At 65.9% G+C, this 23,805-nt stretch carries 27 protein-coding genes; 21 read left to right on the top strand and 6 right to left on the bottom strand.

The genetic code is table 11. The features are described 5' to 3' along the window. Window positions 1-612, bottom strand: a 612-nt coding sequence (gene ripD, locus F0Q45_RS13420) for an NlpC/P60 family peptidoglycan-binding protein RipD (RefSeq protein ID WP_149654412.1), incomplete at its 3' end; no start/stop codon positions are given. Window positions 613-955: 343 nt separating this feature from the next. Beyond that, window positions 956-1,384, bottom strand: a complete 429-nt coding sequence (locus tag F0Q45_RS13415; protein WP_149654411.1) for a hypothetical protein — start codon at window positions 1,382-1,384, stop codon at window positions 956-958. A gap of 84 nt (window positions 1,385-1,468) precedes the next feature. Here F0Q45_RS13415 and F0Q45_RS13410 point away from each other — a divergent pair, with 84 nt between their 5' ends. From F0Q45_RS13410 to F0Q45_RS13380, 7 genes are all read left to right on the top strand, one after another. Further along, window positions 1,469-2,773, top strand: coding sequence for an adenosylmethionine--8-amino-7-oxononanoate transaminase (locus tag F0Q45_RS13410; RefSeq protein WP_149654410.1), 1,305 nt, complete (start codon window positions 1,469-1,471; stop codon window positions 2,771-2,773). A gap of 6 nt (window positions 2,774-2,779) precedes the next feature. Beyond that, window positions 2,780-3,940, top strand: coding sequence for an 8-amino-7-oxononanoate synthase (locus F0Q45_RS13405; RefSeq protein ID WP_149654409.1), 1,161 nt, complete (start codon window positions 2,780-2,782; stop codon window positions 3,938-3,940). Further along, entirely contained in the window at window positions 3,937-4,617 is a 681-nt protein-coding gene (bioD, locus tag F0Q45_RS13400) for a dethiobiotin synthase (RefSeq protein WP_188112927.1), read from the top strand. Before F0Q45_RS13405 ends, bioD begins: the two co-directional genes overlap by 4 nt. Then, on the top strand, window positions 4,617-5,126 hold the full coding sequence (locus F0Q45_RS13395; RefSeq protein WP_149654407.1) for a 2'-5' RNA ligase family protein: 510 nt from the start codon (window positions 4,617-4,619) through the stop codon (window positions 5,124-5,126). Before bioD ends, F0Q45_RS13395 begins: the two co-directional genes overlap by 1 nt. Before the next feature lie 159 nt (window positions 5,127-5,285). Further along, entirely contained in the window at window positions 5,286-6,347 is a 1,062-nt protein-coding gene (gene bioB / locus F0Q45_RS13390) for a biotin synthase BioB (protein ID WP_149654406.1), read from the top strand. 14 nt (window positions 6,348-6,361) lie between these two features. Further along, complete coding sequence (bsaP, locus tag F0Q45_RS13385) at window positions 6,362-6,589, top strand: biotin synthase auxiliary protein BsaP (protein WP_149654405.1); 228 nt, start codon at window positions 6,362-6,364, stop codon at window positions 6,587-6,589. A gap of 20 nt (window positions 6,590-6,609) precedes the next feature. Continuing rightward, window positions 6,610-7,272 (top strand): DUF2567 domain-containing protein, encoded by a 663-nt coding sequence (locus F0Q45_RS13380; RefSeq protein ID WP_373424978.1) that lies wholly within the window; start codon window positions 6,610-6,612, stop codon window positions 7,270-7,272. Here the strand turns inward: F0Q45_RS13380 and F0Q45_RS13375 are convergent. Together F0Q45_RS13375 and F0Q45_RS13370 are read right to left on the bottom strand one after the other, a co-directional pair. Further along, the gene (locus tag F0Q45_RS13375; RefSeq protein WP_149654415.1) at window positions 7,238-8,578 is read right to left on the bottom strand and encodes a lipase family protein; all 1,341 of its coding nucleotides are present in this window, start codon (window positions 8,576-8,578) and stop codon (window positions 7,238-7,240) included. The two genes, F0Q45_RS13380 and F0Q45_RS13375, sit on opposite strands and share 35 nt — an antisense overlap. Before the next feature lie 281 nt (window positions 8,579-8,859). Then, entirely contained in the window at window positions 8,860-9,576 is a 717-nt protein-coding gene (locus tag F0Q45_RS13370) for an NUDIX hydrolase (protein ID WP_149654403.1), read from the bottom strand. A 64-nt stretch (window positions 9,577-9,640) separates the two neighbouring features. Here F0Q45_RS13370 and nadA point away from each other — a divergent pair, with 64 nt between their 5' ends. The 3 genes from nadA to nadC are packed head-to-tail and all read left to right on the top strand — an operon-like array spanning window position 9,641 to window position 13,109. Beyond that, window positions 9,641-10,681 (top strand): quinolinate synthase NadA, encoded by a 1,041-nt coding sequence (gene nadA / locus F0Q45_RS13365; protein ID WP_188112928.1) that lies wholly within the window; start codon window positions 9,641-9,643, stop codon window positions 10,679-10,681. Next, a complete protein-coding gene (locus F0Q45_RS13360; protein ID WP_262490997.1) occupies window positions 10,678-12,252 on the top strand; it encodes an L-aspartate oxidase in 1,575 nt (524 codons plus the stop codon). The genes nadA and F0Q45_RS13360 overlap by 4 nt, the downstream gene beginning before the upstream one ends. Further along, window positions 12,252-13,109, top strand: a complete 858-nt coding sequence (gene nadC / locus F0Q45_RS13355; RefSeq protein WP_149654400.1) for a carboxylating nicotinate-nucleotide diphosphorylase — start codon at window positions 12,252-12,254, stop codon at window positions 13,107-13,109. Before F0Q45_RS13360 ends, nadC begins: the two co-directional genes overlap by 1 nt. 71 nt (window positions 13,110-13,180) lie before the next feature. On the opposite strand, the gene F0Q45_RS13350 is transcribed toward nadC, so the two are convergent. Continuing rightward, on the bottom strand, window positions 13,181-13,591 hold the full coding sequence (locus tag F0Q45_RS13350) for a nitroreductase family deazaflavin-dependent oxidoreductase (RefSeq protein ID WP_149654399.1): 411 nt from the start codon (window positions 13,589-13,591) through the stop codon (window positions 13,181-13,183). A gap of 112 nt (window positions 13,592-13,703) precedes the next feature. Here F0Q45_RS13350 and hisD point away from each other — a divergent pair, with 112 nt between their 5' ends. From hisD to hisI, 8 genes are read left to right on the top strand one after another with little or no spacing between them, the layout of a single operon-like run. Further along, window positions 13,704-15,020: a histidinol dehydrogenase gene (hisD, locus tag F0Q45_RS13345; RefSeq protein WP_149654414.1), complete on the top strand. Its 1,317-nt coding sequence runs from the start codon at window positions 13,704-13,706 to the stop codon at window positions 15,018-15,020. Continuing rightward, a complete protein-coding gene (locus F0Q45_RS13340; RefSeq protein WP_149654398.1) occupies window positions 15,017-16,150 on the top strand; it encodes a histidinol-phosphate transaminase in 1,134 nt (377 codons plus the stop codon). The genes hisD and F0Q45_RS13340 overlap by 4 nt, the downstream gene beginning before the upstream one ends. After that, complete coding sequence (gene hisB / locus F0Q45_RS13335; protein WP_373424977.1) at window positions 16,117-16,767, top strand: imidazoleglycerol-phosphate dehydratase HisB; 651 nt, start codon at window positions 16,117-16,119, stop codon at window positions 16,765-16,767. The genes F0Q45_RS13340 and hisB overlap by 34 nt, the downstream gene beginning before the upstream one ends. Next, entirely contained in the window at window positions 16,764-17,384 is a 621-nt protein-coding gene (gene hisH / locus F0Q45_RS13330; RefSeq protein WP_149654396.1) for an imidazole glycerol phosphate synthase subunit HisH, read from the top strand. Before hisB ends, hisH begins: the two co-directional genes overlap by 4 nt. Window positions 17,385-17,387: 3 nt before the next feature. After that, window positions 17,388-18,122 carry a bifunctional 1-(5-phosphoribosyl)-5-((5-phosphoribosylamino)methylideneamino)imidazole-4-carboxamide isomerase/phosphoribosylanthranilate isomerase PriA gene (gene priA / locus F0Q45_RS13325; RefSeq protein WP_149654395.1) on the top strand — a complete coding sequence of 245 codons (735 nt, stop codon included), beginning with the start codon at window positions 17,388-17,390 and terminating at the stop codon, window positions 18,120-18,122. 7 nt (window positions 18,123-18,129) lie between these two features. Beyond that, entirely contained in the window at window positions 18,130-18,945 is an 816-nt protein-coding gene (locus F0Q45_RS13320; protein ID WP_149654394.1) for an inositol monophosphatase family protein, read from the top strand. Between the two features lies 1 nt (window position 18,946). Beyond that, entirely contained in the window at window positions 18,947-19,732 is a 786-nt protein-coding gene (gene hisF / locus F0Q45_RS13315) for an imidazole glycerol phosphate synthase subunit HisF (RefSeq protein WP_149654393.1), read from the top strand. After that, the gene (gene hisI, locus F0Q45_RS13310) at window positions 19,729-20,076 is read left to right on the top strand and encodes a phosphoribosyl-AMP cyclohydrolase (protein ID WP_149654392.1); all 348 of its coding nucleotides are present in this window, start codon (window positions 19,729-19,731) and stop codon (window positions 20,074-20,076) included. The genes hisF and hisI overlap by 4 nt, the downstream gene beginning before the upstream one ends. A gap of 28 nt (window positions 20,077-20,104) precedes the next feature. On the opposite strand, the gene F0Q45_RS13305 is transcribed toward hisI, so the two are convergent. After that, window positions 20,105-20,569, bottom strand: a complete 465-nt coding sequence (locus F0Q45_RS13305) for a peroxiredoxin (protein WP_149654391.1) — start codon at window positions 20,567-20,569, stop codon at window positions 20,105-20,107. Window positions 20,570-20,657: 88 nt separating this feature from the next. Between F0Q45_RS13305 and F0Q45_RS13300 the strand changes: the two genes are divergently transcribed. From F0Q45_RS13300 to trpC, 3 genes are all read left to right on the top strand, one after another. Further along, window positions 20,658-22,226, top strand: coding sequence for an anthranilate synthase component I (locus F0Q45_RS13300; RefSeq protein ID WP_149654390.1), 1,569 nt, complete (start codon window positions 20,658-20,660; stop codon window positions 22,224-22,226). Further along, window positions 22,219-22,881, top strand: coding sequence for a TIGR02234 family membrane protein (locus F0Q45_RS13295; RefSeq protein WP_262490996.1), 663 nt, complete (start codon window positions 22,219-22,221; stop codon window positions 22,879-22,881). Before F0Q45_RS13300 ends, F0Q45_RS13295 begins: the two co-directional genes overlap by 8 nt. Before the next feature lie 87 nt (window positions 22,882-22,968). Next, on the top strand, window positions 22,969-23,787 hold the full coding sequence (trpC, locus tag F0Q45_RS13290; protein WP_149654389.1) for an indole-3-glycerol phosphate synthase TrpC: 819 nt from the start codon (window positions 22,969-22,971) through the stop codon (window positions 23,785-23,787). The last annotated feature ends 18 nt before the right edge of the window (window positions 23,788-23,805 follow it).

Here is a 23,805-nt window from a genome sequence, read left to right as displayed (position 1 = left end):
CTGCACGGGCGTCTGCTGTGTCGGCGCCTGTGGCGCTTGCAGTGGTGCCTGTTGCAGTGGTGCCTGCTGCGCTGGCGCCTGCGGCAATGGTGACTGCTGCAATGGGACTTGCTGGGTCCCGAGGACCCGGACCAGGTAGGGCGTCATGCCGCTGCTGCGCACCGGCGAAACCTGGACGACGTCGCCGACTTCGAGCATCTGCCCATTGCCGAGATACATCGCGACGCTTTGCGTGCCTTCGGGACCGTAGAAGATCAGGTCTCCCTTGCGTGCTTGCTGCGGCAGGACTTTCTGGCCGACCCGGTACATCTCGCCGGAGGAACGCGGCAGCTTGATCCCGACGCCGGCATAGGCGTATTGGATCAGGCCGGACGCGTCGAATCCCACGGTGTAGATACCCGAACCTTTGCCTCTGGTGGGCCCGGTGACGCCGCCGCCGGCCCAAGAGAATGGCACGCCGCGCTGCGAGAGGCCACGCGCGACCACGACGTCGGTGGCCTGCTGGTAATCCATCGGCCGCACGCCCGGGTCGGCGAAGGCGGGTGGGGCTTCGAGCGTCAACGGGGCCATCAGCATCGCCAGACCGATCGCAAAAGCGTGGATGCGTTTCATGGTTTCAACCTCCTGGGCTCTCTTGGGCCCTCCTTGCCTCAGCGCGGTGACTTCGCGCGTAGGCCTTCGTTCCGTGACTCATGCGATGGCCGCTACGTCGAGACCTAACGCCGCTGCATGACACTCGGGAACATGAACCAGACGGTCAAACCGCTGTATTCACATCAGTCACTTCAGTCACTTTGACAACAGAACGCGGTGGCCGCCAGGGGCCCAAGGGATTTTTTGTCGTAACGTGACCGGATGGTGACGGGCGTTGCCCAATCGTGAAAGGGCAGTTGTGATTTCGGTCTCGCGGGCATCCCGGCCAGGCCGCCGTCGCGGACTTAGGGAGATGCGGCGATCACTGCCAATATCGTTGGCTGAAGCCGGTCAGCGCGTAGCCGAGCACCGAGGTGAGGGTTAAGACGGCGATCGCAATGAACGGCCAGAATGACATGTACCAGCCTTTCACCATGGAAACCAATGGCCCGATCACTGCCGCGGCTATGGCCCCACCGATGCCACCCCACATCAGCGGATAGATGTAGTAGTTGAGGCCAAAGGGCACCAGCGGGCAATCATCGGAAATGCATACGCCTTCGGTAAAGCCGAACAGCCGGGCCGGCCAGCTGGTGATGCTGACTAAGAGCAGCAAGACGCCTAGTGTCGCGGCCGTGAGTATCACGTCCCAGGGAGCTATGCGCAGTTTGAGGACCTTCGGCCGATGGTCCTCCGCCGGCGATGAGACACCGGAGCCGGGACTGCTCTCGGGCGGATTCGGCGAAGCCATGTCATGCATGCTTCCCGATAGCGGAGGTTTCCGCGACCCGCGACCGGCATGGGATGCTGTGGGACTGCATTACCCTCGATCCCCATGGCAGCGGCGAGTCCGGGGTTGACCCCCGAGCAGATCAGCGCAATCGATGCCACCCATCTCTGGCACCCCTACAGCACGATCGGCGCTGAAGCCGTCCCGCCCCTGGTCGCGGTGGCTGCCCACGGCGCCTGGCTGAGGCTGATCCGCGATGGCCAGCCGGTTGAGGTGCTCGACGCGATGAGCTCCTGGTGGACCGCAATCCACGGCCACGGCCACCCGGTTCTCGATGAGGCGCTGACCAGGCAGTTGAGCTCAATGAACCATGTGATGTTCGGCGGCTTGACCCATGAGCCGGCGGCCCGGCTGGCTCAACTGTTGGTAGACATCACGCCGCCCGGTTTGGAGACGGTGTTTTTCAGCGACTCCGGTTCGGTGTCGGTGGAGGTCGCGATCAAGATGGCGCTGCAATACTGGCGCAGCCGTGGCCGGCTGGACAAGCACCGACTGATGACCTGGCGGGGCGGCTACCACGGCGACACGTTCACTCCGATGAGCATCTGCGACCCGGACGGCGGCATGCACTCGCTGTGGACCGACATCCTGGCTCGGCAAGTGTTTGCGCCACAGGTGCCGCGGGACTACGACCCTGGCTACAGCACGGCGTTCGAAGCGCAGTTGGCCCAACATGCCGCCGACTTGGCGGCGGTGGTCGTCGAGCCGGTCGTGCAGGGCGCCGGTGGGATGCGCTTCCATGACCCACGCTATCTGGCTGACCTGCGCGATATCTGCTGCCGGCACGAGGTGCTGCTGATTTTCGACGAGATTGCGACCGGTTTCGGCCGCACGGGCCAGTTGTTCGCTGCTGACCACGCTGGGGTGAGCCCAGACATCATGTGCATCGGTAAGGCGCTCACCGGCGGATATGTCAGCCTGGCCGCCACCTTGTGTACGGGCGACATCGCGAACACCATCAGCACCGGTGTGGCCGGTGCGCTGATGCACGGGCCCACCTTCATGGCCAATCCCTTGGCTTGCGCGGTATCGGTGGCCAGCGTGGAGCTGCTGCTGCAACAGGACTGGCGCTCGCGGGTCGCCGAGATCAACGCCGGGTTGATCGCTGGGCTGGAACCCGCGCGGGCAATGCCCGGCGTACGTGATGTGCGGGTGCATGGGGCGATCGGCGTCATCGAATGCCGGCACCCGGTCGATCTGGCGGTCGCCACGCCGGCGGCGCTGGACTGCGGCGTGTGGTTGCGCCCATTCCGCAACCTGGTCTACGCGATGCCGCCGTACATCTGCCCGCCGTCCGAGATTGCGCAGATCACCTCCGCGATGGTAGAGGTCGCGCGACTCGTAGGCTAAACGCCTATGAAGGCCTCTGCGCAGGCACCGATCGAGACGTCACCGTTGGCTTGGCTGGATGTGGTCGAGCGGCAACGCCGTGCGGCCGGCCTGCGTCGCTCGCTGCGGCCGCGGGCTGCCGTGTCGACCGAACTCGATCTGGCTTCCAACGACTACCTTGGCCTGTCCCAGCACCCGGACGTGATCGACGGCGGTGTGCAGGCGCTGCGCGTCTGGGGTGCCGGTGCCACCGGTTCTCGGCTGGTCACAGGGGATACCGAGCTGCACCAGGAACTCGAAGCCGCGCTCGCCGAATACGTCGGCACAGCGACGGGTTTGCTGTTCTCGTCCGGATACACGGCCAACCTGGGCGCCGTAGCGAGTCTTTCCGGCCCGGGTTCGCTACTGGTGTCCGACGCTTATGCTCATGCGTCACTGGTAGATGCCTGCCGGCTGGCGCGGGCGCGGGTGGTAGTGACTCCGCATTGCGACGTCGACGCCGTGGCGGTGGCCTTGGCATCGCGCCGGGAAGAGCGTGCCGTCGTCGTTACCGACTCGGTCTTCAGCGCTGAAGGCACGCTGGCCCCGATACGAGAATTGCACGAGGTATGCCGCGCGCACCGAGCGCTGCTTATCGTCGACGAGGCGCACGGCTTGGGCGTGCGCGGTGGCGGGCGCGGACTGTTGCACGAGTTGGGTTTGGCGGGCGCGTCCGATGTGGTGATGACCGCGACGTTGTCCAAGGCGCTGGGCAGTCAGGGCGGTGTGGTGCTCGGGCCGGCGTCGGTGCGGGCTCATCTGATCGACGCGGCCCGGCCGTTTATCTTCGACACCGGCCTAGCCCCGGCGACGGCGGGCGCCGCGCTGGCCGCGTTGCGGGTATTGAAGGCCGAACCGGGACGGCCCGGCGCGGTGCTGCGGCATGCCCGCGAATTGGCCAGGGTTTGCGACGTGCCCCAGGTGCCGCAGTCCGCAGTGGTGTCAGTGATTCTCGGTGACCCAGAAGTTGCGCTGGCCGCCGCGACCGCCTGCCTGGACGCAGGTGTCAGGGTCGGCTGCTTCCGGCCGCCGACGGTGCCCGCCGGCACATCACGACTGCGGCTCACCGCGCGCGCCTCGCTCAGCGCCGACGAACTCGCATGGGCACGTCGGGTGCTTACCGACGTCCTGCGTGCGGCACCCCGTTGACGGTCCTCGTCGTCACCGGCACGGGTACCGGCGTCGGTAAGACAATCACGACTGCGGCGCTGGCATCCCATGCCCGGCAGGCCGGCATCGACGTCGTCGTGTGCAAGCCTGTGCAGACCGGGACCAACATCGGTGACGATGACCTCGCCGAAGTGCGACGACTATCCGGCGTAACGGAACTAGCCGGATTGGCGCGATACCCGCAGCCGATGGCGCCGACCGCCGCCGCAGCGCACACGGGGCTGGCTCTACCCACTGGCGAGCAAATCGTGCAGCTCATCGGGGGACTGGACCGCCCAGGACGGTTGACACTAGTCGAGGGCGCCGGCGGGCTGCTGGTCGAACTCGCCGACGCGGGCGTCACATTGCGTCAACTCGCCATCGACCTGGGTGCTGCCGCCTTGATTGTGGTCAGCGCCGAGCTGGGCACCCTCAACCACACCGCCCTCACGCTGGAAGCGCTTGCCGCGAAGGGAGTTTCGTGCGCCGGCTTGGTGATCGGCAGCTGGCCGACAGGTCCCGGCTTGGTGCACGAGTCGAACTGGTCTGCGCTAGCCCGCCTGGCTCCGCTCCGGGCCGCGCTGCCTGCCGGGGCCGCATTGCTGGACACGGCAGGTTTTGCGGCGATGAGCGCAGCGGCGTTCGATCGCGACTGGGTCAGGTCGTTGGTCGGCTGATGGTGCACTCGATCGAGCTAGTGTTCGACCCCGATACCGAGGCGGCGATCCGCCACATCTGGGCCGACCTAGCCGGCGCGGGAATACCTAGCCAGGCGCCGGCGAGTCGTCCGCACGTGACGCTGGCCGTCGCCGAACAAATCGATGCGGACGTCGATGAGTTGCTGCGTGCTGCTGTCCAGCGGCTACCGCTGGATTGCTCGGTGGGCGCGCCCGTGCTTTTTGGCCGCGTCAACGTCGTCTTTGCTCGGCTCGTGGTTCCGACGAAAGAACTATTGGACTTGCATGTCGAGGTGCACCGACTAGCCGGTCCGCATCTGACGCCCGCCGCGATGTCCAACAGCCTGCCCGGCCAGTGGACTGCCCATGTCACGTGCGCCCGCCGGGTCGGGGGCTCTCAACTCGGACGGGCGTTGCGCATCGCGGGACGGCCGACGCAGCTTGACGGCCGGTTCGCCGGTTTGCGCCGCTGGGACGGCAACAAGCGCGCCGAGCACCTGATCAGGTGATCGCTGCACGCCGCGAGCCGGGTCAGGGGCCCGGAGGGGCCAGCAGAGGTTAGTGCGCGCGCGGACCGTTACCCTAGCCTGAACACCGTTCGACCAGGCCGCATCTGCGCATGTGGCTGATGTGTTCGCCGACACGATGAAGACGCAGGGGAGTAGCTGGTGACGCAAGCGCCAATTCGACCGACTACCGACGCCGGCCAGGATGGCATACACAATTCCGACATCCTGGCCGACATTTTGGCCGCGGCTCGCCAGCAGGTGCTGGAGCGCGGTGAGGGTCTGAACCAGGACCAGGTGCTGCAGGTGTTGCAGCTCCCCGACGACCGGCTCGAGGAGCTGCTGGCGCTGGCCCACGAAGTGCGGATGCGGTGGTGCGGCCCCGAGGTCGAGGTGGAAGGCATCATCAGCTTGAAGACCGGTGGCTGCCCGGAGGATTGCCACTTCTGCTCCCAATCGGGACTGTTCAACTCGCCGGTGCGCAGCGCCTGGCTGGACATTCCCAGCCTGGTAGAGGCTGCCAAACAGACCGCAAAAACAGGCGCCACCGAGTTCTGCATCGTGGCAGCGGTACGCGGACCCGACGACAGGCTGATGTCTCAGGTGGCGGCGGGTATCGAGGCGATCCGCAACGAAGTCGAGATCAACGTGGCTTGCTCGCTGGGCATGCTCAGCGCCGAGCAGGTCCAGCAGCTGGCGGCAATGGGTGTGCATCGCTATAACCACAACTTGGAGACGGCCCGCTCGTACTTCATCAACGTTGTCACCACCCACACCTGGGAGGAACGGTGGCAGACGCTGACGATGGTGCGCGACGCCGGCATGGAGGTGTGCTGCGGCGGCATCCTGGGCATGGGCGAGACGTTGGAGCAGCGGGCGGAATTCGCCACCAATCTGGCCGAGCTGGGTCCCGACGAAGTTCCGTTGAACTTCCTCAACCCGCGCCCCGGCACCCCCTTCGGCGACCTGGAGGTCCTGCCGGCCAGCGAAGCGCTCAAGGCGGTTGGTGCGTTCCGGCTGGCGCTGCCGCGGGCGATTTTGCGCTTCGCCGGTGGCCGCGAGATCACCCTGGGTGACCTGGGCGCCCAGCGCGGGATCCTGGGCGGTATCAACGCTGTGATCGTCGGAAACTACCTGACCACCCTCGGTCGCCCCGCCGAGGCCGACTTGGAACTGCTCGAGGACCTGCAGATGCCAATCAAGGCGCTCAACGCCAGCTTGTAGAGAAATCAGGGATCGTGGTTGCAGATCTGGGCGCTCCGGTCAGTGCTGGCGTTTACAACGTCTACACCGGCGAACTGGCGGGCACGGTCACGCCCACAGCGGCCCAATTGGGTCTGGAGCCGCCCAGGTTCTGCGCGGAGTGCGGCCGGCGGATGATCGTGCAGGTCCGTCCCGACGGGTGGTGGGCCCGGTGCTCCAGGCACGGACAAGTTGATTCATCTGACCTGGAGAGGCGACGGTGACCGAGGATTCCTGTTCCCTGGTGCTCCAGGACGCACGAACTCGCGCCCCGCGTACATCCCGCAGCCGCGCCCTTATCTCCGTGGCCCTGGGTGTGTCGGTGCTTGGCGCGGCGGTGGGTGTGCTCTGGGCGTGGGTGGCGCCGGCGATCCATGCGGTGGTGGCGATCACTCGGGCGGGCGAGCGCGTGCACGACTACCTGGGCGCCGAATCACAGAACTTTTTTGTTGCGCCGTTTTTGATGCTGGGGCTGTTGGGTGTGGTAGCCGTGGTCGCCTCGGTGCTGGTGTGGCAGTGGCGGGAGCATCGGGGGCCGGGAATGGTCGTTGCGCTCTCGGTCGGGTTGATCGGCGCGGCCGCAGCGGCAACCGCAGTAGGGGCGCTGTTGGTGCGGTTGCGCTACGGTGCGCTGGACTTCGACACCGTGCCGCTGGCTGACGGTGACCATTCGGTGACGTACGTCACGCAGCCGCCACCGGTGTTCTTCGGCCGTCAGCTTTTGCTGGTGGCTGCCACTCTGCTAGCACCCGCGGCTACCGCGTCACTGGTGTATGCGCTGATCACGGCCGGCACTGCACGTGACGACTTGGGCGGCTATCCGGCTGGAGAGCCGGCCTCGGACGCGGCTACGCAGGCTTCACGAACCACCGTCACAACGGACGGCGGTGCACCTTCCTGCCGGTGACAACCTTGGCGGCAATCATCGCTAGCCGCGCCATGCCGGTGTAGGTCATCGGGTTGAACATGGTGGGCCACGTGGTCCGGATGACATGCTCGGTCAGTGGTCGGCCGGCGAACCGATCGATGAGCCAGCGCAGCGCCATCGGGGCAGACAACGGGTGTAAGACGATATGTTCGTTGAAGGCGTCGCGATGGTAGGTGACCCTGGCGCCGCCGGCGGAATAGGCCTCGGCCAGCGCGTCGATATCGTCGACCTTGATGAGGTAGTCGTGCACGGCCTGCACAATCAGCACGGGAGGTGCCGGCACCGCGGCGCCGAGCTTGATCTCGTGGAAGACACTGACAACTTCCGGCGTGGCAAGGACGTCTTCGAGCGGCTTGTCCAAATAGTGGTCGGTGTCCTTGTTCGCCATCCGAATGACCGCTTCGGCTGTTGTCATCTTCTCTAGCCGTCGCAGCAGTTCGATTCCGGCGTCGTTGGCGTGTTGTTTGATTACCCGGTCGAGTCGGGGGTAGGCGTGCGCCAGGGCGGCCACCACCATCCAGGGCAGACCGGCGAGCAGTGTGCCGTTAAGGCGGCGGAAGGTGTTACCCAGGTCACCGACCGGCGATCCCAGCACCGCGCCCACAATGTCGAGCTCAGGTGCATATTCGCCGCACATTTCTGCGGCCCATGCACTGGCCAGCCCACCGCCGGAATAGCCCCATAGCCCGATCGGCGCGGCCGGTGACAGCCCGAGGCGTTCTGAGTTCAAGGCCGCCCGGATCCCGTCGAGCACCCGGTAGCCGGGTTCGTAGGGGGCACCCCATAACCCGCGGGCGCCTTCATGGTCGGGCACCGAGACCGCCCACCCCTCGGCGACGGCGGCGGCTATCAACAACAGCTCGAGCTGGGTCAGCGATCCGAGGCCCTTGGCCCGCCGGCGCAGCGCATAGGAGGGAAAGCAACGGGAGGCGATGGCGTCGATCGCACACTGGTATGACACCAGCGGACAAGTCTGCCCCGGAGCAACCTCCGCGGGCAGGATAACCGTGGTCACCGTCACTTCGGGATCGCCGTTCATATCCGTCGTCCGGTACAGCAGCTGGGTCGCGGTGATGGACTGCGGAATCAGGCCCAGAAACGCCAGCTCGACGTCGCGTGATCGCAGCACGGTCCCGGGCTCGGCATGCTGGTAGCGGGCCGGCGGCTGGTAGAAGGGGTCGTCATCTGGCAGCAGCGGGCGCACTTTACGCTGCAATTCCTCGTGCGGGGGACGGCCGATCCACTCGGCGGCGCGCACATCTAGCAGGTTGCCGACCTTAACCATCAAGGCTCCCTTCATGGCCGCCAGCACTTTGCGCGCGATAAGTCCCGAGCCAAATTGGGCGGGCGGCGCACTAAGCCGGTCGTAGTTCAAAGCCGGCAACGATCGGCGCCAGCATCTCTTATCGAGCTCTTATAGTTTCATACAAGTTACCGGATCAAATACCTGAATAAAACTTCAGCGCGGCGTGGCGCCTGTCACAAAAGGCGCGAAATACCGTTCCGATCCTCCGAATTCTGGTGGCGCGGCCGCCCGGGCGAGAACTCCGAAGCCGCGCGGAGTCGCTAGCCCGGCGGGCGCAGTGCGGCGAACTCATCGGTGACCCTCAATTGGGAGTCGGTAAACCGATATAGCGCCGCGGGACGCCCGCCGCTTCGGCCGGACTGGGCGATGGTGCCGGTCTGAATGATTACTCCGCGACGGGCCAGAACCCGCTGCAGGTTCGTCGCATCGACCTGATAGCCCAACGCGGCACCGTAGATGCCGCGCAGCGTGGACAGTGCGAATTCTTTTGGTGCTAAGGCGAATCCGATGTTGGTGTACGACATCTTGGCGACCAGGCGGGCGCGCGCGTGCGCGACCATGGGGCCGTGGTCGAAGGCCATCGCCGGGAGGGCATTCACCGGATGCCAGCGGGTGTCCGCCGGCAACTCCGGGGTGGCGGGGAAGGGCACCAACCCCAGAAACGTCGACGCAATCATCCGGATACCCGGCACCCGGTGGGGATCGGAGAACACGGCAAGCTGCTCTAAATGGGATAGCTCGCGGAGGTCCACCTTCTCGGCCAGTTGACGGCGAACCGACGTGGTCAAATCCTCGTCGTTTTGCAGCCGCCCGCCTGGCAACGACCAGCTGCCCTGCTGCGGATCTCGAGCACGTTGCCATAACAGCACGTTAAGTTGTGGTTTTTCAGTGCTTAACCCCCCCGTGAGGCCTTTTGTCGCGTTTCGGACCTGGAATACGACTGCCAGCACTTCATGTGCGGTGCTACCATGGGGCATGTTTTCGATTCTAAGTCGAAAACCTCCTGATGTGAAAGGAGCCGCCGTGACGGTCGTGAGTCGTATGGACACGCTCGGCAGTGACATCACCGACATGACCGCCCGGGTCGCCAATACAGCGGCTGGCTTTACCGGGGTCGAGCCTGACGCGCAGTGGGCCGCAGAAGTGCGTCGGCTGGCCCGGGTGCGTGGAGCCACGGTGCTAGCTCACAACTACCAGCTACCCGCCATCCAGGACGTTGCCGATCACGTTGGGGATTCGCTGGCACTGTCGCGCATCGCCGCCGACGCTCCGGAAGACACCATCGTGTTCTGCGGCGTGCATTTCATGGCCGAGACAGCGAAAATTCTCAGCCCAGAAAAGACGGTGCTGATCCCAGATCAGCGGGCCGGCTGCTCGCTGGCTGACTCGATCACTCCCGACGAGTTGCGCGCCTGGAAAGCCGAGCATCCGACTGCGGTGGTGGTCTCCTACGTCAACACCACGGCGGAGGTGAAGGCGCTCACCGACATCTGCTGCACCTCGTCCAACGCGGTCGACGTGGTCGCATCCATCGATTCCGATCGCGAGGTGCTGTTTTGTCCGGACCAGTTCCTTGGCGCACACGTGCGCCGCGTGACCGGCCGCCGGAACCTTCATGTGTGGGCCGGCGAATGCCATGTGCACGCGGGGATCAACGGTGACGAGCTCGCCGAGCAGGCCCGCGCTCATCCCGATGCCGAGCTGTTCGTACATCCGGAATGTGGCTGCGCCACCTCGGCGCTCTATCTGGCTGGGGAGGGTGCCTTCCCACCCGATCGGGTAAAGATTCTGTCCACCGGCGGCATGCTGGACGCGGCTCACCAGACGCGCGCCCGCCAGGTATTGGTTGCCACCGAAGTCGGCATGCTGCATCAGCTCCGCCGGGCGGCACCGATGGTCGAGTTCCAAGCGGTTAACGATCGCGCGTCATGCAAGTACATGAAGATGATCACTCCCGCGGCTCTGTTGCGCTGCCTGGTCGAGGGGGCCGACGAGGTCCATGTCGATCCAGCCGTCGCATGGGCGGGTCGGCGCAGTGTGCAGCGGATGATCGAAATCGGGCAGCCCGGCGGTGGCGAGTGAGGACGGTGCCCGACTGGCGGGATGCGGCCGACGTCGTCGTCATCGGCACCGGTGTGGCTGGTTTGGCCGCCGCACTAGCCGCCCACCGCGCCGGTCGCAGCGTCGTCGTACTCAACAAGTCAGCACAAAGGTTCGCCGTAACAGCGACACACTACGCCCAAGGCGGCATCGCGGTGGTGTTGCCGAACACCGACGATTCGGTGGACGCCCATGTGGCCGATACGCTGGCTGCCGGTGCCGGTCTGTGTGATCCGGACGCGGTGTACTCGATCGTCGCCGAGGGCTATGGCGCGGTTAGCGAGCTGGTCGGTGCTGGAGCCCGCTTCGACGAAACATCGCCTGGCCGGTGGGCGCTCACCCGCGAAGGCGGCCACTCGCGGCGACGGATCGTGCATGCCGGTGGCGACGCCACGGGCGCTGAAGTCCAGCGGGCGCTCGATCATGCCGCCGGTCGGCTGGACATCCGCACCAGCCACCTAGCCGTGCGCGTGCTGCACGACGACGCCAGGGTGACCGGCGTATTGGTGCGCAGCCCTGATGGTCTCGGCATTATCAGTGCGGCGTCGGTGATCTTGGCCACCGGCGGGCTTGGGCATTTGTACAGCGCAACAACCAACCCCGACGGCTCCACCGGTGATGGGATCGCTTTGGCGTTGTGGGCCGGGGTCGCGGTGAGCGACCTCGAATTCATCCAATTCCACCCGACGATGCTGCACGCTGGCGGCAGTGTCGGCCGGCGGCCACTGATCAGCGAGGCCGTCCGCGGTGAGGGTGCGATATTGGTAGACCGGCAAGGTGATTCGATTACGGCGGGCGTTCATCCGATGGGGGACCTGGCGCCCCGCGACGTCGTTGCGGCCGCTATCGATACACGGATGAAAGCTAACGGCGATCCATGCGTCTACCTCGACGCTCGCGGGATCGACGGCTTCGAGTCGAGGTTCCCGACGGTCACCGCCGCCTGCCGTGCTGCGGGCATCGACCCGGTCCGCGAGCCTATCCCGGTAGTCCCTGGGGCGCATTACAGCTGCGGTGGCGTCGTCACCGACGTGTACGGCCAGACCGAATTGCCCGGTCTGTTCGCCGCTGGCGAGGTGGCCCGTACCGGGATGCACGGCGCCAACCGGTTGGCTTCCAACAGCCTGCTGGAGGGCTTGGTGGTCGGCGGCCGGGCTGGAAGTAGCGCGGCCGCACATGCCGTGGCGGCCGGGCGTCCGTGCGCGGCGATGCCCGGGCCGGCAGTCCATACTGCGCCGCAACGCGTCCAGTTGCAGCAGGCGATGAGTCGCGAGGCGTCGGTGGTGCGCGACGCGGACGGGCTGCGCCGGCTGCCTGAAAGCTTGGCCGGTCTGGTGCGGACTGTTGCGGGTCGTCGTGACTTCGAGGACGTGGCGCTCGCGATCGTCGCACGGGCGGTCACTGCCGCCGCGTTGGCGCGCAACGAAAGCCGCGGCTGTCACCACCGCGCTGAATACGCGGATGCTGCATCGGAGCAGGCGCGCAGCATCGTGGTCCGGTCGGCCGATGACCACAGCACGGTGTGTGTGGAGGCGTTGGTGGCGGTGGGTTGATGAAGCTGACGGAGCAGGAACGGAATGCGGCTTGCGAGACGATTCGGCGTGGTCTTGCCGAAGACCTGAGTTTCGGGCCAGACATCACCACGATCGCGACAGTGCCCGCTGCGGCGGTGGCCGCCGCATCGATGATTTCCCGGCAAGCCGGGGTAATTGCCGGTGTTGACGTGGCGCTGCTGGTGCTCGATGAGGTGATCGGCAAAGACGGCTACCAGGTGCTCGACCGCGTCAATGATGGGGCCCGGTTGCAGCCGGGCGAGTCGCTGCTGACCGTGGAGGCCGAGACACGAGGTCTGTTGACCGCGGAACGGACCATGCTGAACCTGGTCTGTCACATGTCGGGGATTGCCACGGCGACCGCGGCCTGGGTCGACGCGGTACGCGGGACCAAGGCCCAGATCCGCGACACCCGCAAAACCTTGCCCGGCCTGCGTGCGCTGCAGAAGTATTCGGTGCGGGTAGGCGGTGGCGTCAACCACCGCCTCGGCTTAGGCGACGCGGCGTTGATCAAGGACAACCACGTCGCCGCAGCGGGATCGGTGCTCGAGGCGTTGCGGGCGGTGCGGGCCGCCGCGCCCGAATTGCCCTGCGAGGTTGAAGTCGACTCGCTCGAGCAACTCGATGCCGTACTACTCGAAAAGCCGGAGCTGGTACTGCTGGACAACTTCCCGGTGTGGCAGACGCAGCTGGCGGTGCAGCGGCGGGACGCACGTGCGCCCACCGTGCTGCTGGAGTCGTCCGGCGGGCTCAGCCTGGAGACCGCGGCGACCTATGCGGGCACCGGCGTCGACTTCCTCGCGGTGGGTGCCCTCACCCACTCGGTGCGCGTACTCGACATCGGTTTGGACATGTAGCGCTAGCCCGGCTCGATCGGGCAGCGCATTCTCACCGGGGCAACGCAGGAAAAGTGCGCTTTCAGCTGTGCTCAGACGATATCGGCGACGAATATCCCCATCCGGCCCACCTGCATGCGCGCCATCCAAGGCAAGTCGTCGCCGCTTGCGCCGGCGGGCAGAATCCGCGGGTTGGTGATGTGCACCTGACGCCGGGTAAACAGCACGTCGGCCTCGCCGGCGGCCAGCACGTTTTTGACCCAGTCAGTCTTTCCGTGGCCCAGTGCGATCGCCAGCACGTTTCCCTTGCGGTAAGCGGTCACGATGGTCTGGTACGGCTTGCCGGACTTGCGGCCGTGGTGCGTGATGGTGGCGGCACCGGGCAGGAAGCGCGCGATCGGCTTGAGCGCGGGGTTGATGTACTTGATCTGGAAGTTCTCAAACCAGGGCGGGAACACCATGGGGACGCCGGGGGCGTTATTCGGGTGATCCTTTGCCGACATGTTGGCTGCCTTTCGCGAATGCGGACGGTAAGCCGCGCTATTGGCACTGTACCGGCCGAATATCAACTTGAGCTGCTCTGGGAGAATGGTCCACGTGAATGCACCGCCTGCGCTGCTGGCTCGTATTGACCTACGGGGAGCAGAGTTGACGCCTGCCCGGTTGCGGGCCGCGTTGCCCCGCGGGGGCGCCGACGTCGAGGCGGTGCTGGCGCAGGTGCGGCCGATCGTGCAGGCAGTCGCCGAGCGTGGTGTTGAGGCGGCGTTGGACTTTGGCGCCTCGTTCGACGGTGTACGGCCGCCGGCTGTGCGGGTGCCGGATGCCGCGTTGGATGCGGCATTGTCTGATCTGGCCGATGATGTCCGAGAAGCACTGCAGGTGATGATCGAGCGAACCTGCGCCGTGCACGCCGACCAGTGCCGCAGCGACGTCACGACGACGCTGGGGCCTGGCGCGACGGTCACCGAGCGGTGGGTTCCGGTCGAGCGGGTGGGCTTATACGTGCCGGGGGGCAACGCGGTGTACCCGTCGAGCGTGGTGATGAACGTAGTGCCGGCGCAGGTCGCCGGTGTCGACTCGTTAGTGGTGGCCAGTCCACCGCAGCCGGCGTTCGGCGGATTGCCGCATCCGACCATCCTGGCTGCCGCCCGGCTGTTGGGTGTGGATGAGGTGTGGGCCGTCGGCGGGGCGCAAGCGGTGGCGTTGCTGGCCTATGGCGGCACCGACAGCGACAGCGCTGAATTGACGCCGGTGGACCTGATCACCGGGCCCGGCAATATCTACGTCACGGCAGCCAAGCGGCTGTGTCGCTCCCGGGTTGGCATCGACGCCGAAGCGGGCCCGACCGAGATCGCTATCCTGGCGGACCACACCGCCAATCCCGCACATGTGGCCGCCGACCTGATCAGTCAGGCCGAACACGACGAGATGGCGGCTAGTGTGCTGGTCACCACGAGGGAGGACCTGGCCGATGCGACCGACAGTGAAGTAGCCGCCCAATTGCGGACCACGGTGCACCGCGAACGGGTGGCGGCCGCGCTGAGTGGTCGCCAATCGGCGATTATTCTCGTCGACGACGTGGACAGCGGAGTCGAGGTGGTAAACGCTTATGCCGCTGAGCATCTCGAGATCCATACCGCGGATGCGTCGCAGGTGGCCAGTCGCATACGTGCGGCGGGAGCTATTTTCGTGGGGCCCTGGTCACCGGTCAGCCTCGGCGACTACTGCGCCGGCTCGAATCATGTGCTGCCGACCGCCGGCTGCGCCAGGCATTCCAGCGGGCTGTCCGTACAGACCTTCCTGCGTGGCATCCACGTTGTCGACTACACCGAGGCGGCCCTCAAAGACGTTTCAGGACACGTGATTACGTTGGCCAAGGCCGAAGACCTGCCGTCTCATGGTGAAGCGGTGCGGCGGAGGTTCGAACGATGACCGGCAACCGTCCCACCCTGGACGACTTGCCGTTGCGCGACGACCTGCGCTCCAAATCGCCTTACGGCGCGCCGCAATTAGCCGTCCCGGTGCGGCTGAACACCAATGAGAACCCGCATCCACCTACCAAGGCGCTGGTCGACGACGTGGTGCGGTCCGTGCGGGAGGCGGCCGTCGGCCTGCACCGATATCCAGACCGCGATGCCGTTGCCCTGCGCACTGACCTAGCCGGTTACCTGACCAAACAGATTGATACCCGCGTAGGTATCGAAAATGTGTGGGCCGCTAACGGTTCCAACGAGATTCTGCACCAGCTGCTGCAGGCATTCGGTGGGCCGGGCCGCACCGCCATCGGTTTCGTCCCGTCCTACTCGATGCACCCCATCATCTCCGACGGCACCCACACCGAGTGGATCGAGACGGTGCGGGCCGATGACTTCAGTCTCGACATCGATGGCGCCATCATTGCCATCAGTGAGCGCAGGCCCGACGTGGTGTTTATCACCAGCCCCAATAACCCTACCGGCCAGAGTGTTTCGCTGCCGGATCTGCGCAGACTGCTCGACGTGGTAACGGGAATCCTGATTGTTGACGAGGCCTACGGTGAATTCTCGTCGCAGTCCAGCGCGGTGCGGCTGGTCGACGAGTATCCGACCAAGCTGGTCGTCAGCCGCACGATGAGCAAGGCATTCGCCTTTGCCGGTGGCAGACTCGGCTACCTGGTTGCCACGCCGGCGTTGGTGGACGCGATGCTGCTGGTGCGGCTGCCGTATCACCTGTCGTCGGTCACCCAAGCCGCGGCGCGCGCAGCGCTGCGGCATGCCGACGATACGCTGGGCAGCGTCGCCACCCTGATCTGCGAACGCGAGCGGGTTTCAGCCGCGTTAGCAAACATGGGTTTTCGGGTTATTCCCAGCGATGCGAACTTCGTGCTGTTCGGCGAATTCGCCGACGCTGCGGCTACCTGGCAGCGCTACCTGGATGCGGGTGTCCTGATCCGCGACGTTGGAATTCGCGGCTACCTGCGCGCCACCACCGGGCTGGCCGAGGAGAACGACGCATTCCTGCGGGCGAGCGCCCGCATCGCTGCCACCCAATTGGACCCAGCCACCCCCGTAGGAGCACCGTGACAGCTGTAGCGACCCGTCGTGCGCGTATCGAACGCCGCACCCGTGAATCCGACATCGTCATCGAACTCGATCTCGACGGCACCGGGCAGGTGGACGTCGACACTGGTGTGCCGTTCTACGATCACATGTTGACCTCGCTGGGTAGCCACGCCAGCTTCGACCTGTCCATCCGCACCGAGGGCGACATCGAGATCGAAGCGCACCACACCGTCGAGGACACCGCGATCGCGCTCGGCCAGGCGCTCGGGCAGGCCCTCGGCGACAAGAAGGGAATCCGCCGATTTGGCGATGCCTTCATCCCGATGGACGAGACCCTGGCCCATGCCGCCGTCGATGTGTCCGGGCGGCCGTACTGCGTACACACCGGGGAGCCGGACCACTTGCAGCACACCACCATTGCCGGAAGCTCGGTGCCCTACCACACTGTTATCAACCGGCACGTGTTCGAGTCGCTGGCGATGAACGCCCGCATCGCGCTGCACATCCGGGTGCTGTACGGGCGCGATCCGCACCACATCACCGAGGCGCAGTACAAGGCCGTCGCTCGGGCCCTGCGTCAGGCCGTGGAGCCCGATCCTCGGGTGTCGGGTGTGCCGTCCACCAAAGGCGTTTTGTGACAGCGAAATCGGTTGTAGTGCTCGACTACGGCTCAGGCAACCTAAGGTCGGCGCAACGTGCGTTGCAGCGGGTCGGCGCCCATGTCGAAGTCACAGCCGACGCTGCTGCGGCTAGGGAGGCCGACGGACTGGTAGTTCCGGGTGTCGGTGCCTTCGAGGCATGCATGACAGGCCTGCGAAAGATCGGCGGAGTACCGATCATTGCCGATCGGGTCGCGTCGGCGCGGCCGGTGCTGGGAGTGTGCGTCGGCATGCAAATCTTGTTCGCCCGGGGAGTTGAGTTCGGCGTGGAGACGCAAGGTTGCGGGCAATGGCCCGGTGCCGTCACGCTGCTGGCAGCCCCGGTCATCCCGCACATGGGCTGGAACGTCGTGGACGCCCCCGCTGGCAGTGGGTTGTTCAAAGGACTGGACGCCGATGCTCGGTTTTACTTCGTGCACTCCTACGCCGCGCAAAGTTGGGCAGGGGACCCCGCTGCGCTACTGACCTGGGCCACACACCAGGTACCGTTCTTGGCCGCGGTAGAGGACGGACCGCTGGCAGCCACCCAGTTCCACCCGGAGAAGAGCGGGGACGCCGGTGCGGCCGTACTGAGCAACTGGGTCGAGGGACTATAAAAGATGCCGCTAATTTTGTTGCCCGCCGTTGACGTGGTCGAGGGCCGTGCCGTGCGCCTGGTACAAGGCAAGGCCGGCAGTGAGACCGAGTATGGGTCGGCGGCGGATGCTGCCCTTGGGTGGCAGCGCGACGGCGCCGAATGGATCCACCTAGTCGACCTCGATGCGGCGTTTGGCCGCGGGTCCAACCGCGAACTGCTCGCCGAGGTAGTAGGCCAGCTTGATGTGCAGGTCGAGCTATCCGGCGGAATCCGCGACGAGGAATCCCTGGCCGCGGCGTTGGCCACCGGCTGCGCCCGGGTCAACCTAGGCACCGCGGCGCTGGAAAATCCGCGGTGGTGTGCCAAGGTGATCGCCGAGCACGGTGACAAAGTCGCCGTCGGCTTGGACGTCCACATCGTCGACGGGCGGCACCGGCTGCGTGGGCGCGGCTGGGAAACCGACGGCGGCGACCTCTGGGAAGTGCTCGAACGCCTTGACAGGCAAGGATGTTCGCGTTTCGTCGTCACCGACGTCAGCAAGGACGGCACGTTAGGCGGCCCGAACCTCGCCCTGTTGGCGGGCGTCGCCGAGCGCACCGAGGCGCCGGTGATCGCCTCCGGCGGCGTATCCAGCCTTGATGACTTGCGCGCCATCGCGACGCTCACCGACCGCGGGGTCGAGGGCGCCATCGTCGGCAAGGCCCTCTACGCGGGGCGGTTCACCTTGCCGCAGGCACTGGCTGCGGTGCGAGAGTAGAGCCGTAATGGAACCGCGCTCACCAGACCTGGCTGCGTTGGTGGCCGAGGCGGCGGTCGTCCTCGACGACGCAACAGATCTCTTTCTCAAGGGCCACCGCGCCGATTCAGCAGTCCGCAAGAAGGGCAACGATTTTGCCACCGAGATCGACCTTGCGATTGAACGGCAAGTTGTTGACGCGCTGGTAGCGGCCACCGGAATTGGCGTGCACGGAGAGGAATTCGGGGGCACCGCATTCGACGCGCCGTGGGTGTGGGTACTAGACCCCGTCGACGGGACCATCAATTACGCCGCCGGATCGCCGCTGGCCGCCATGCTGCTGGGCCTGCTGCACCGGGGCGAGCCGGTGGCCGGACTGACCTGGTTGCCGTTCATCGGCGAGCGCTATACGGCTGTCGCGGGGGGGCCATTGATCAAGAACGGGATGCCGCAGCCACCGTTGTCTCGCACTGAACTGGCAGCCACGCTCGTCGGCGTCGGCTCGTTCAGCGCAGACTCGCGCGGCAGGTTCCCCGGGCGTTATCGGGTAGCTCTGCTGGAGAACCTCAGCCGGGTGTCGTCGCGGTTGCGCATGCACGGTTCCACCGGCATCGATCTCGTCTATGTCGCCGACGGAATTCTGGGTGGTGCCATCAGCTTCGGCAGCCATGTATGGGACCACGCTGCCGGCGCGGCGCTGGTGCGAGCTGCCGGCGGTATTGTCACTGACCTGACCGGCGCATCCTGGACTCCCACGTCACAGTCCATGTTGGCCGCCGCGCCGGGGGTGCACGCCGAGATCTCAGAAATTCTGCACCGCACCGGCCAGCCGGAGGATTACTGATATGTACGACGGCAAAGGCCTTGCGGTGCGGGTGATTCCGTGTCTGGATGTCGACGACGGTCGGGTGGTGAAGGGGGTCAACTTTGAAAACCTCCGGGACGCGGGTGATCCGGTCGAACTGGCCGCCGCCTACGATGCCGAGGGAGCTGACGAGCTGACCTTCCTCGACGTGACCGCGTCGTCGTCGGGCCGGGCCACCATGTTGGAGGTGGTGCGTCACACCGCCGAGCAGGTATTTATCCCGCTGACCGTCGGCGGCGGCGTGCGCACGGTGGCCGATGTGGACCTGTTGTTGCGCGCGGGCGCGGACAAGGTGTCAGTCAACACCGCCGCGATCGCCCGCCCGGACCTGTTAGCCGACATGGCGACTCAATTCGGCTCGCAGTGCATCGTGCTGTCCGTCGATGCGCGCAAGGTGCCCGCCGGTTCACCCCCGACACCCTCAGGCTGGGAGGTCACTACCCATGGTGGCCGTCGTGGCACTGGCATCGACGCGGTGGGGTGGGCGGCCCGCGGTGCTGATCTTGGAGTGGGGGAGATCCTGCTGAATTCGATGGACGCCGATGGCACCAAAGCCGGCTTCGACCTGGCACTGCTGCGCGCGGTCCGTGCTGCGGTCACGGTGCCGGTCATCGCCAGTGGCGGCGCCGGCGCGGTAGCGCACTTCGCGCCCGCGGTCGCGGCCGGAGCCGATGCGGTATTGGCCGCCAGCGTCTTTCACTTCCGCGAACTGACGATCGGGCAGGTGAAGGCCGCCATGGCTGCAGCAGGAATCACGGTGCGATGACGCTACACCCTGATATCGCCGCCCGCCTGAAGCGCAACGCCGAGGGGCTGTTCACCGCTGTTGTGCAGGAGCGTGGCAGTGGCGAGGTGCTGATGGTCGCCTGGATGGACGACGATGCGTTGGCTCGCACCCTGCAGACCCGTGAGGCCACCTACTATTCGCGATCCCGGGGCCAACAATGGGTCAAAGGCGCGACCTCAGGACACACCCAGTACGTGCACTCGGTCCGCCTGGACTGTGACGGGGACGCCGTGTTGTTGACGGTCGACCAGGTCGGGGGGGCCTGCCACACCGGCGACCACACCTGCTTTGACACTGCTGTGCTGCTGTCGCCTGAATCGTAATTCGCGGGCGTTGACGGCGGCCAGCCGATTACGCGGAAGACCGCGCCCGTAGCGTCTCCAATGCCTGGTCGGCGTGGGCGTCCATGCTGAATTCGCTGGCGATCACGTTGAGCACCTTGCGGTCGGTGTCGATGACAAAGGTCGTCCGCTTGACCGGCATCAATTTGCCGAGCAGACCGCGCTTGACGCCGAACTGGGTGGCGACGGCGCCGTCAGTGTCGCACAGCAGCGGATAGTCGAAGCGCTGCATGTCGGCGAACTTGGCTTGCTTTTTGACGGGGTCCGCGCTAATCCCGACGCGGGTGGCATGCACAGCGGCGAATTCGGCGGCCAAGTCCCGAAAATGACAGGCTTCCTTCGTGCAGCCTGGAGTCATTGCCGCCGGATAGAAGAACAGCACCACCGGTCCGTCGGAAAGCAACGCGCTAAGCGTGCGCGGCGTGCCGGTCTGATCGAGAAGCTCGAAGTCGGCCACAGTGTCTCCAGTTTTCATGGCCGCTAGGCTACGCGTCGCTGTCCTCGGCGGAGTCCGTAGCCGCCGCGCTGGGCTTGGCGTTCATCTCGTCTGCGAGAATGCTCCGGTGCACGCCGGACTCGCCGCCACCACCTCACGCGCGGACTTCCGTGTGCTAGCGGTCGAGCATCGCGTCGTTCCAGTGATCCGTAAGGTCTTGGCCGACAGCGAGACTCCGCTGTCGGCATACCGCAAGCTCGCTGCCAATCGCCCGGGGACTTTCTTGCTCGAATCAGCCGAGAACGGCCGGTCGTGGTCGCGGTGGTCTTTCATCGGAGCCGGGGCGCCGACGGCCTTGACTGTGCGGGACGGCCAAGCGGAGTGGATGGGCGCCGTGCCGAAGGACGCTCCGACCGGAGGGGACCCGCTGCGCGCGCTGCAGGCCACCCTGGACCTCTTGGCTACCAAGGCCCCCGATCGCGGCGAGCCGGGTTTTCCGCCGCTATCTGGCGGCATGGTCGGCTTCTTCGCCTACGACATGGTGCGGCGCCTCGAGCGGTTGCCGGTGTTGACCGTCGATGATCTGCATTTGCCGGACATGCTGCTGCTGCTGGCCACCGATGTCGCGGCGGTCGACCACCATGAGGGCACCATCACGCTAATAGCCAACGCGGTCAATTGGAACGGCACCGACGAGCGGGTCGACTGGGCCTACGACGATGCGGTCGCGCGGCTAGACGTGATGACCGCAGCGCTGGGCCAGCCGTTGCCGTCGACGGTCGCCACCTTCACCCGACCCGAGCCACGCTACCGCGCGCAGCGCACCGTCGAGGAGTACGGGAAGATCGTCGACTACCTCGTGGAGCAGATAGCAGCCGGTGAAGCCTTCCAGGTGGTGCCCTCGCAGCGCTTCGAAGTGGACACCACCGTCGATCCGATCGACGTGTACCGAATGCTGCGGGTCACGAATCCAAGCCCCTATATGTATCTGTTGAACATTCCGAATAGTCAAGGTGACCTTGACTTTTCGATCGTCGGATCCAGTCCGGAGGCGTTGGTCTCCGTCCACGACGGTCGGGCGACGACGCATCCGATTGCCGGTACCAGGTGGCGCGGGCGAACCGAAGAAGAAGATCAGCTGCTGGAGAAGGAGCTGTTGGCTGATGACAAGGAACGTGCCGAGCACTTGATGCTGGTCGACCTTGGCCGCAACGACCTCGGCCGGGTCTGCGTGCCGGGCACCGTTCGGGTCGAAGATTACAGCCACATCGAACGCTACAGCCACGTCATGCACTTGGTGTCCACGGTGACTGGTCTGCTCGACCAAGGCCGCACCGCGCTGGACGCGGTGACCGCATGCTTTCCGGCCGGCACGTTGTCGGGCGCGCCAAAGGTGCGGGCCATGGAGCTGATCGAAGAGGTGGAGCAGACGCGTCGTGGTCTGTACGGCGGCGTGGTCGGTTACCTGGATTTTGCCGGTAACGCTGATTTCGCGATCGCTATCCGGACGGCGCTGATCCGTAACGGCACTGCCTACGTGCAAGCTGGTGGTGGCGTAGTCGCCGACTCCAACGGCCGCTACGAGTACAACGAAGCGAGAAACAAAGCGCGGGCGGTGCTGAATGCGATCGCGGCCGCCGAGACGCTGGTAATCCCGGACTTGACCCGGGCAATTGAGGAGAATCGCGGTGACTGATGTCCGGCCGGCACCGCCTGGCCGCCAGGCGAGTCGGCTGGCCACTGGGGTTGCCCAATTGCTGTTGGTTGTCGCGGCCGCGGCGCTGTGGGCGGCATCGCGACTGCCATGGGTGGTCATTCGCTCCTTCGATGGGCTGGGGCCGCCCCGAGAGGTGACGCTGTCGGGTGCTAGGTGGTCCACCGCGTTGTTGCCGGTGGCGATGCTCCTGTTGGCTGCAGCCGTTGCGGCGCTTGCGGTGCGTGGGTGGCCGCTGCGGGCGCTGGCTGCCCTACTGGCGATCACCAGCTTTGCAGTCGGCTATCTCGGTGTCAGTCTGTGGGTGATTCCCGACGTCGCAGTCCGCGGCGCCGAGCTAGCGCAGGTTCTGTTGACCACTCTGGTGGGCAGCAGCCGTCAGTACTGGGGAGCAGGCGCCACCGTCGCTGCTGCCGTGTGCGCGCTGATCGCTGCCGCGTTGTTGATGCGCTCAGCGTCGATTCCCGGGACGGCTCAGGTGATCGCCAGCAAGCACGATGCGCCCACCGAAAAAGCTGCCCGGGACAAGGAGCGGGACACCTGCGCCGAGATGTCTGAGCGGATGATTTGGGATGCGTTGGACGAAGGCCGCGACCCGACCGAACGGCCGCACGAGTCTGACACCGAGGGTCGGTGACGGAGCGCGCGCCGCCGGTCGCTACCCTTCTTGAACGTCGTCGCAATCGGCTGCGGGGCGTGGGTCGCGGGAAGGGAAACAGCAGGCATGAGTCCGGCAACCGTGCTTGACTCCATCCTCGAGGGAGTCCGGGCCGACGTAGCCGCGCGCGAAGCACGGGTCAGCCTGCCGGAGATCAAGGCTGCCGCCGCCGCAGCTCCACCGCCACTCGACGTGATGGCCGCGCTGCGCGAGCCCGGTATCGGGGTGATAGCGGAGGTTAAGCGCGCCAGTCCATCGGCGGGCTCGTTGGCGGCCATTGCCGATCCGGCGAAGCTGGCTCGGGCCTACGAGGACGGCGGCGCTCGCATCATCAGCGTGCTGACCGAGGAGCGACGTTTCCAGGGTTCCCTCGATGACCTCGACGCGGTGCGGGCGGCAGTCTCGATTCCGGTCTTGCGCAAAGATTTTGTGGTTCAGCCCTATCAAATCCACGAGGCGCGTGCACACGGTGCCGACATGCTCTTGCTCATCGTTGCCGCGTTGGATCAGTCGGCACTGGTGTCGATGCTGGATCGCACTGAATCACTTGGCATGACCGCTTTGGTAGAAGTCCACACCGAGCACGAAGCGGACCGGGCGTTGAAGGCCGGCGCCAAGGTAATCGGCGTCAACGCCCGCGACCTCACCACTTTGGAGGTTGACCGGGACTGCTTCGCGCGCATCGCTCCTGGGCTGCCCAGCAATGTAATCCGGATTGCCGAGTCCGGGGTGCGTGGCACTGGTGATTTGCTGGCCTATGCCGGGGCCGGCGCTGACGCTGTGCTGGTTGGCGAAGGTTTGGTCAAGAGCCATGACCCGCGTGCGGCGGTCGCGGACCTGGTCACTGCGGGCACGCACCCCTCCTGCCCCAAACCGGCTCGCTAACTGTCGATGACCCGCGCG

This window comes from Mycobacterium simiae, from assembly GCF_008370645.1.
Taxonomy (GTDB): domain Bacteria; phylum Actinomycetota; class Actinomycetes; order Mycobacteriales; family Mycobacteriaceae; genus Mycobacterium; species Mycobacterium simiae_A.
This window is presented reverse-complemented; position numbering and strand designations above follow the sequence as displayed.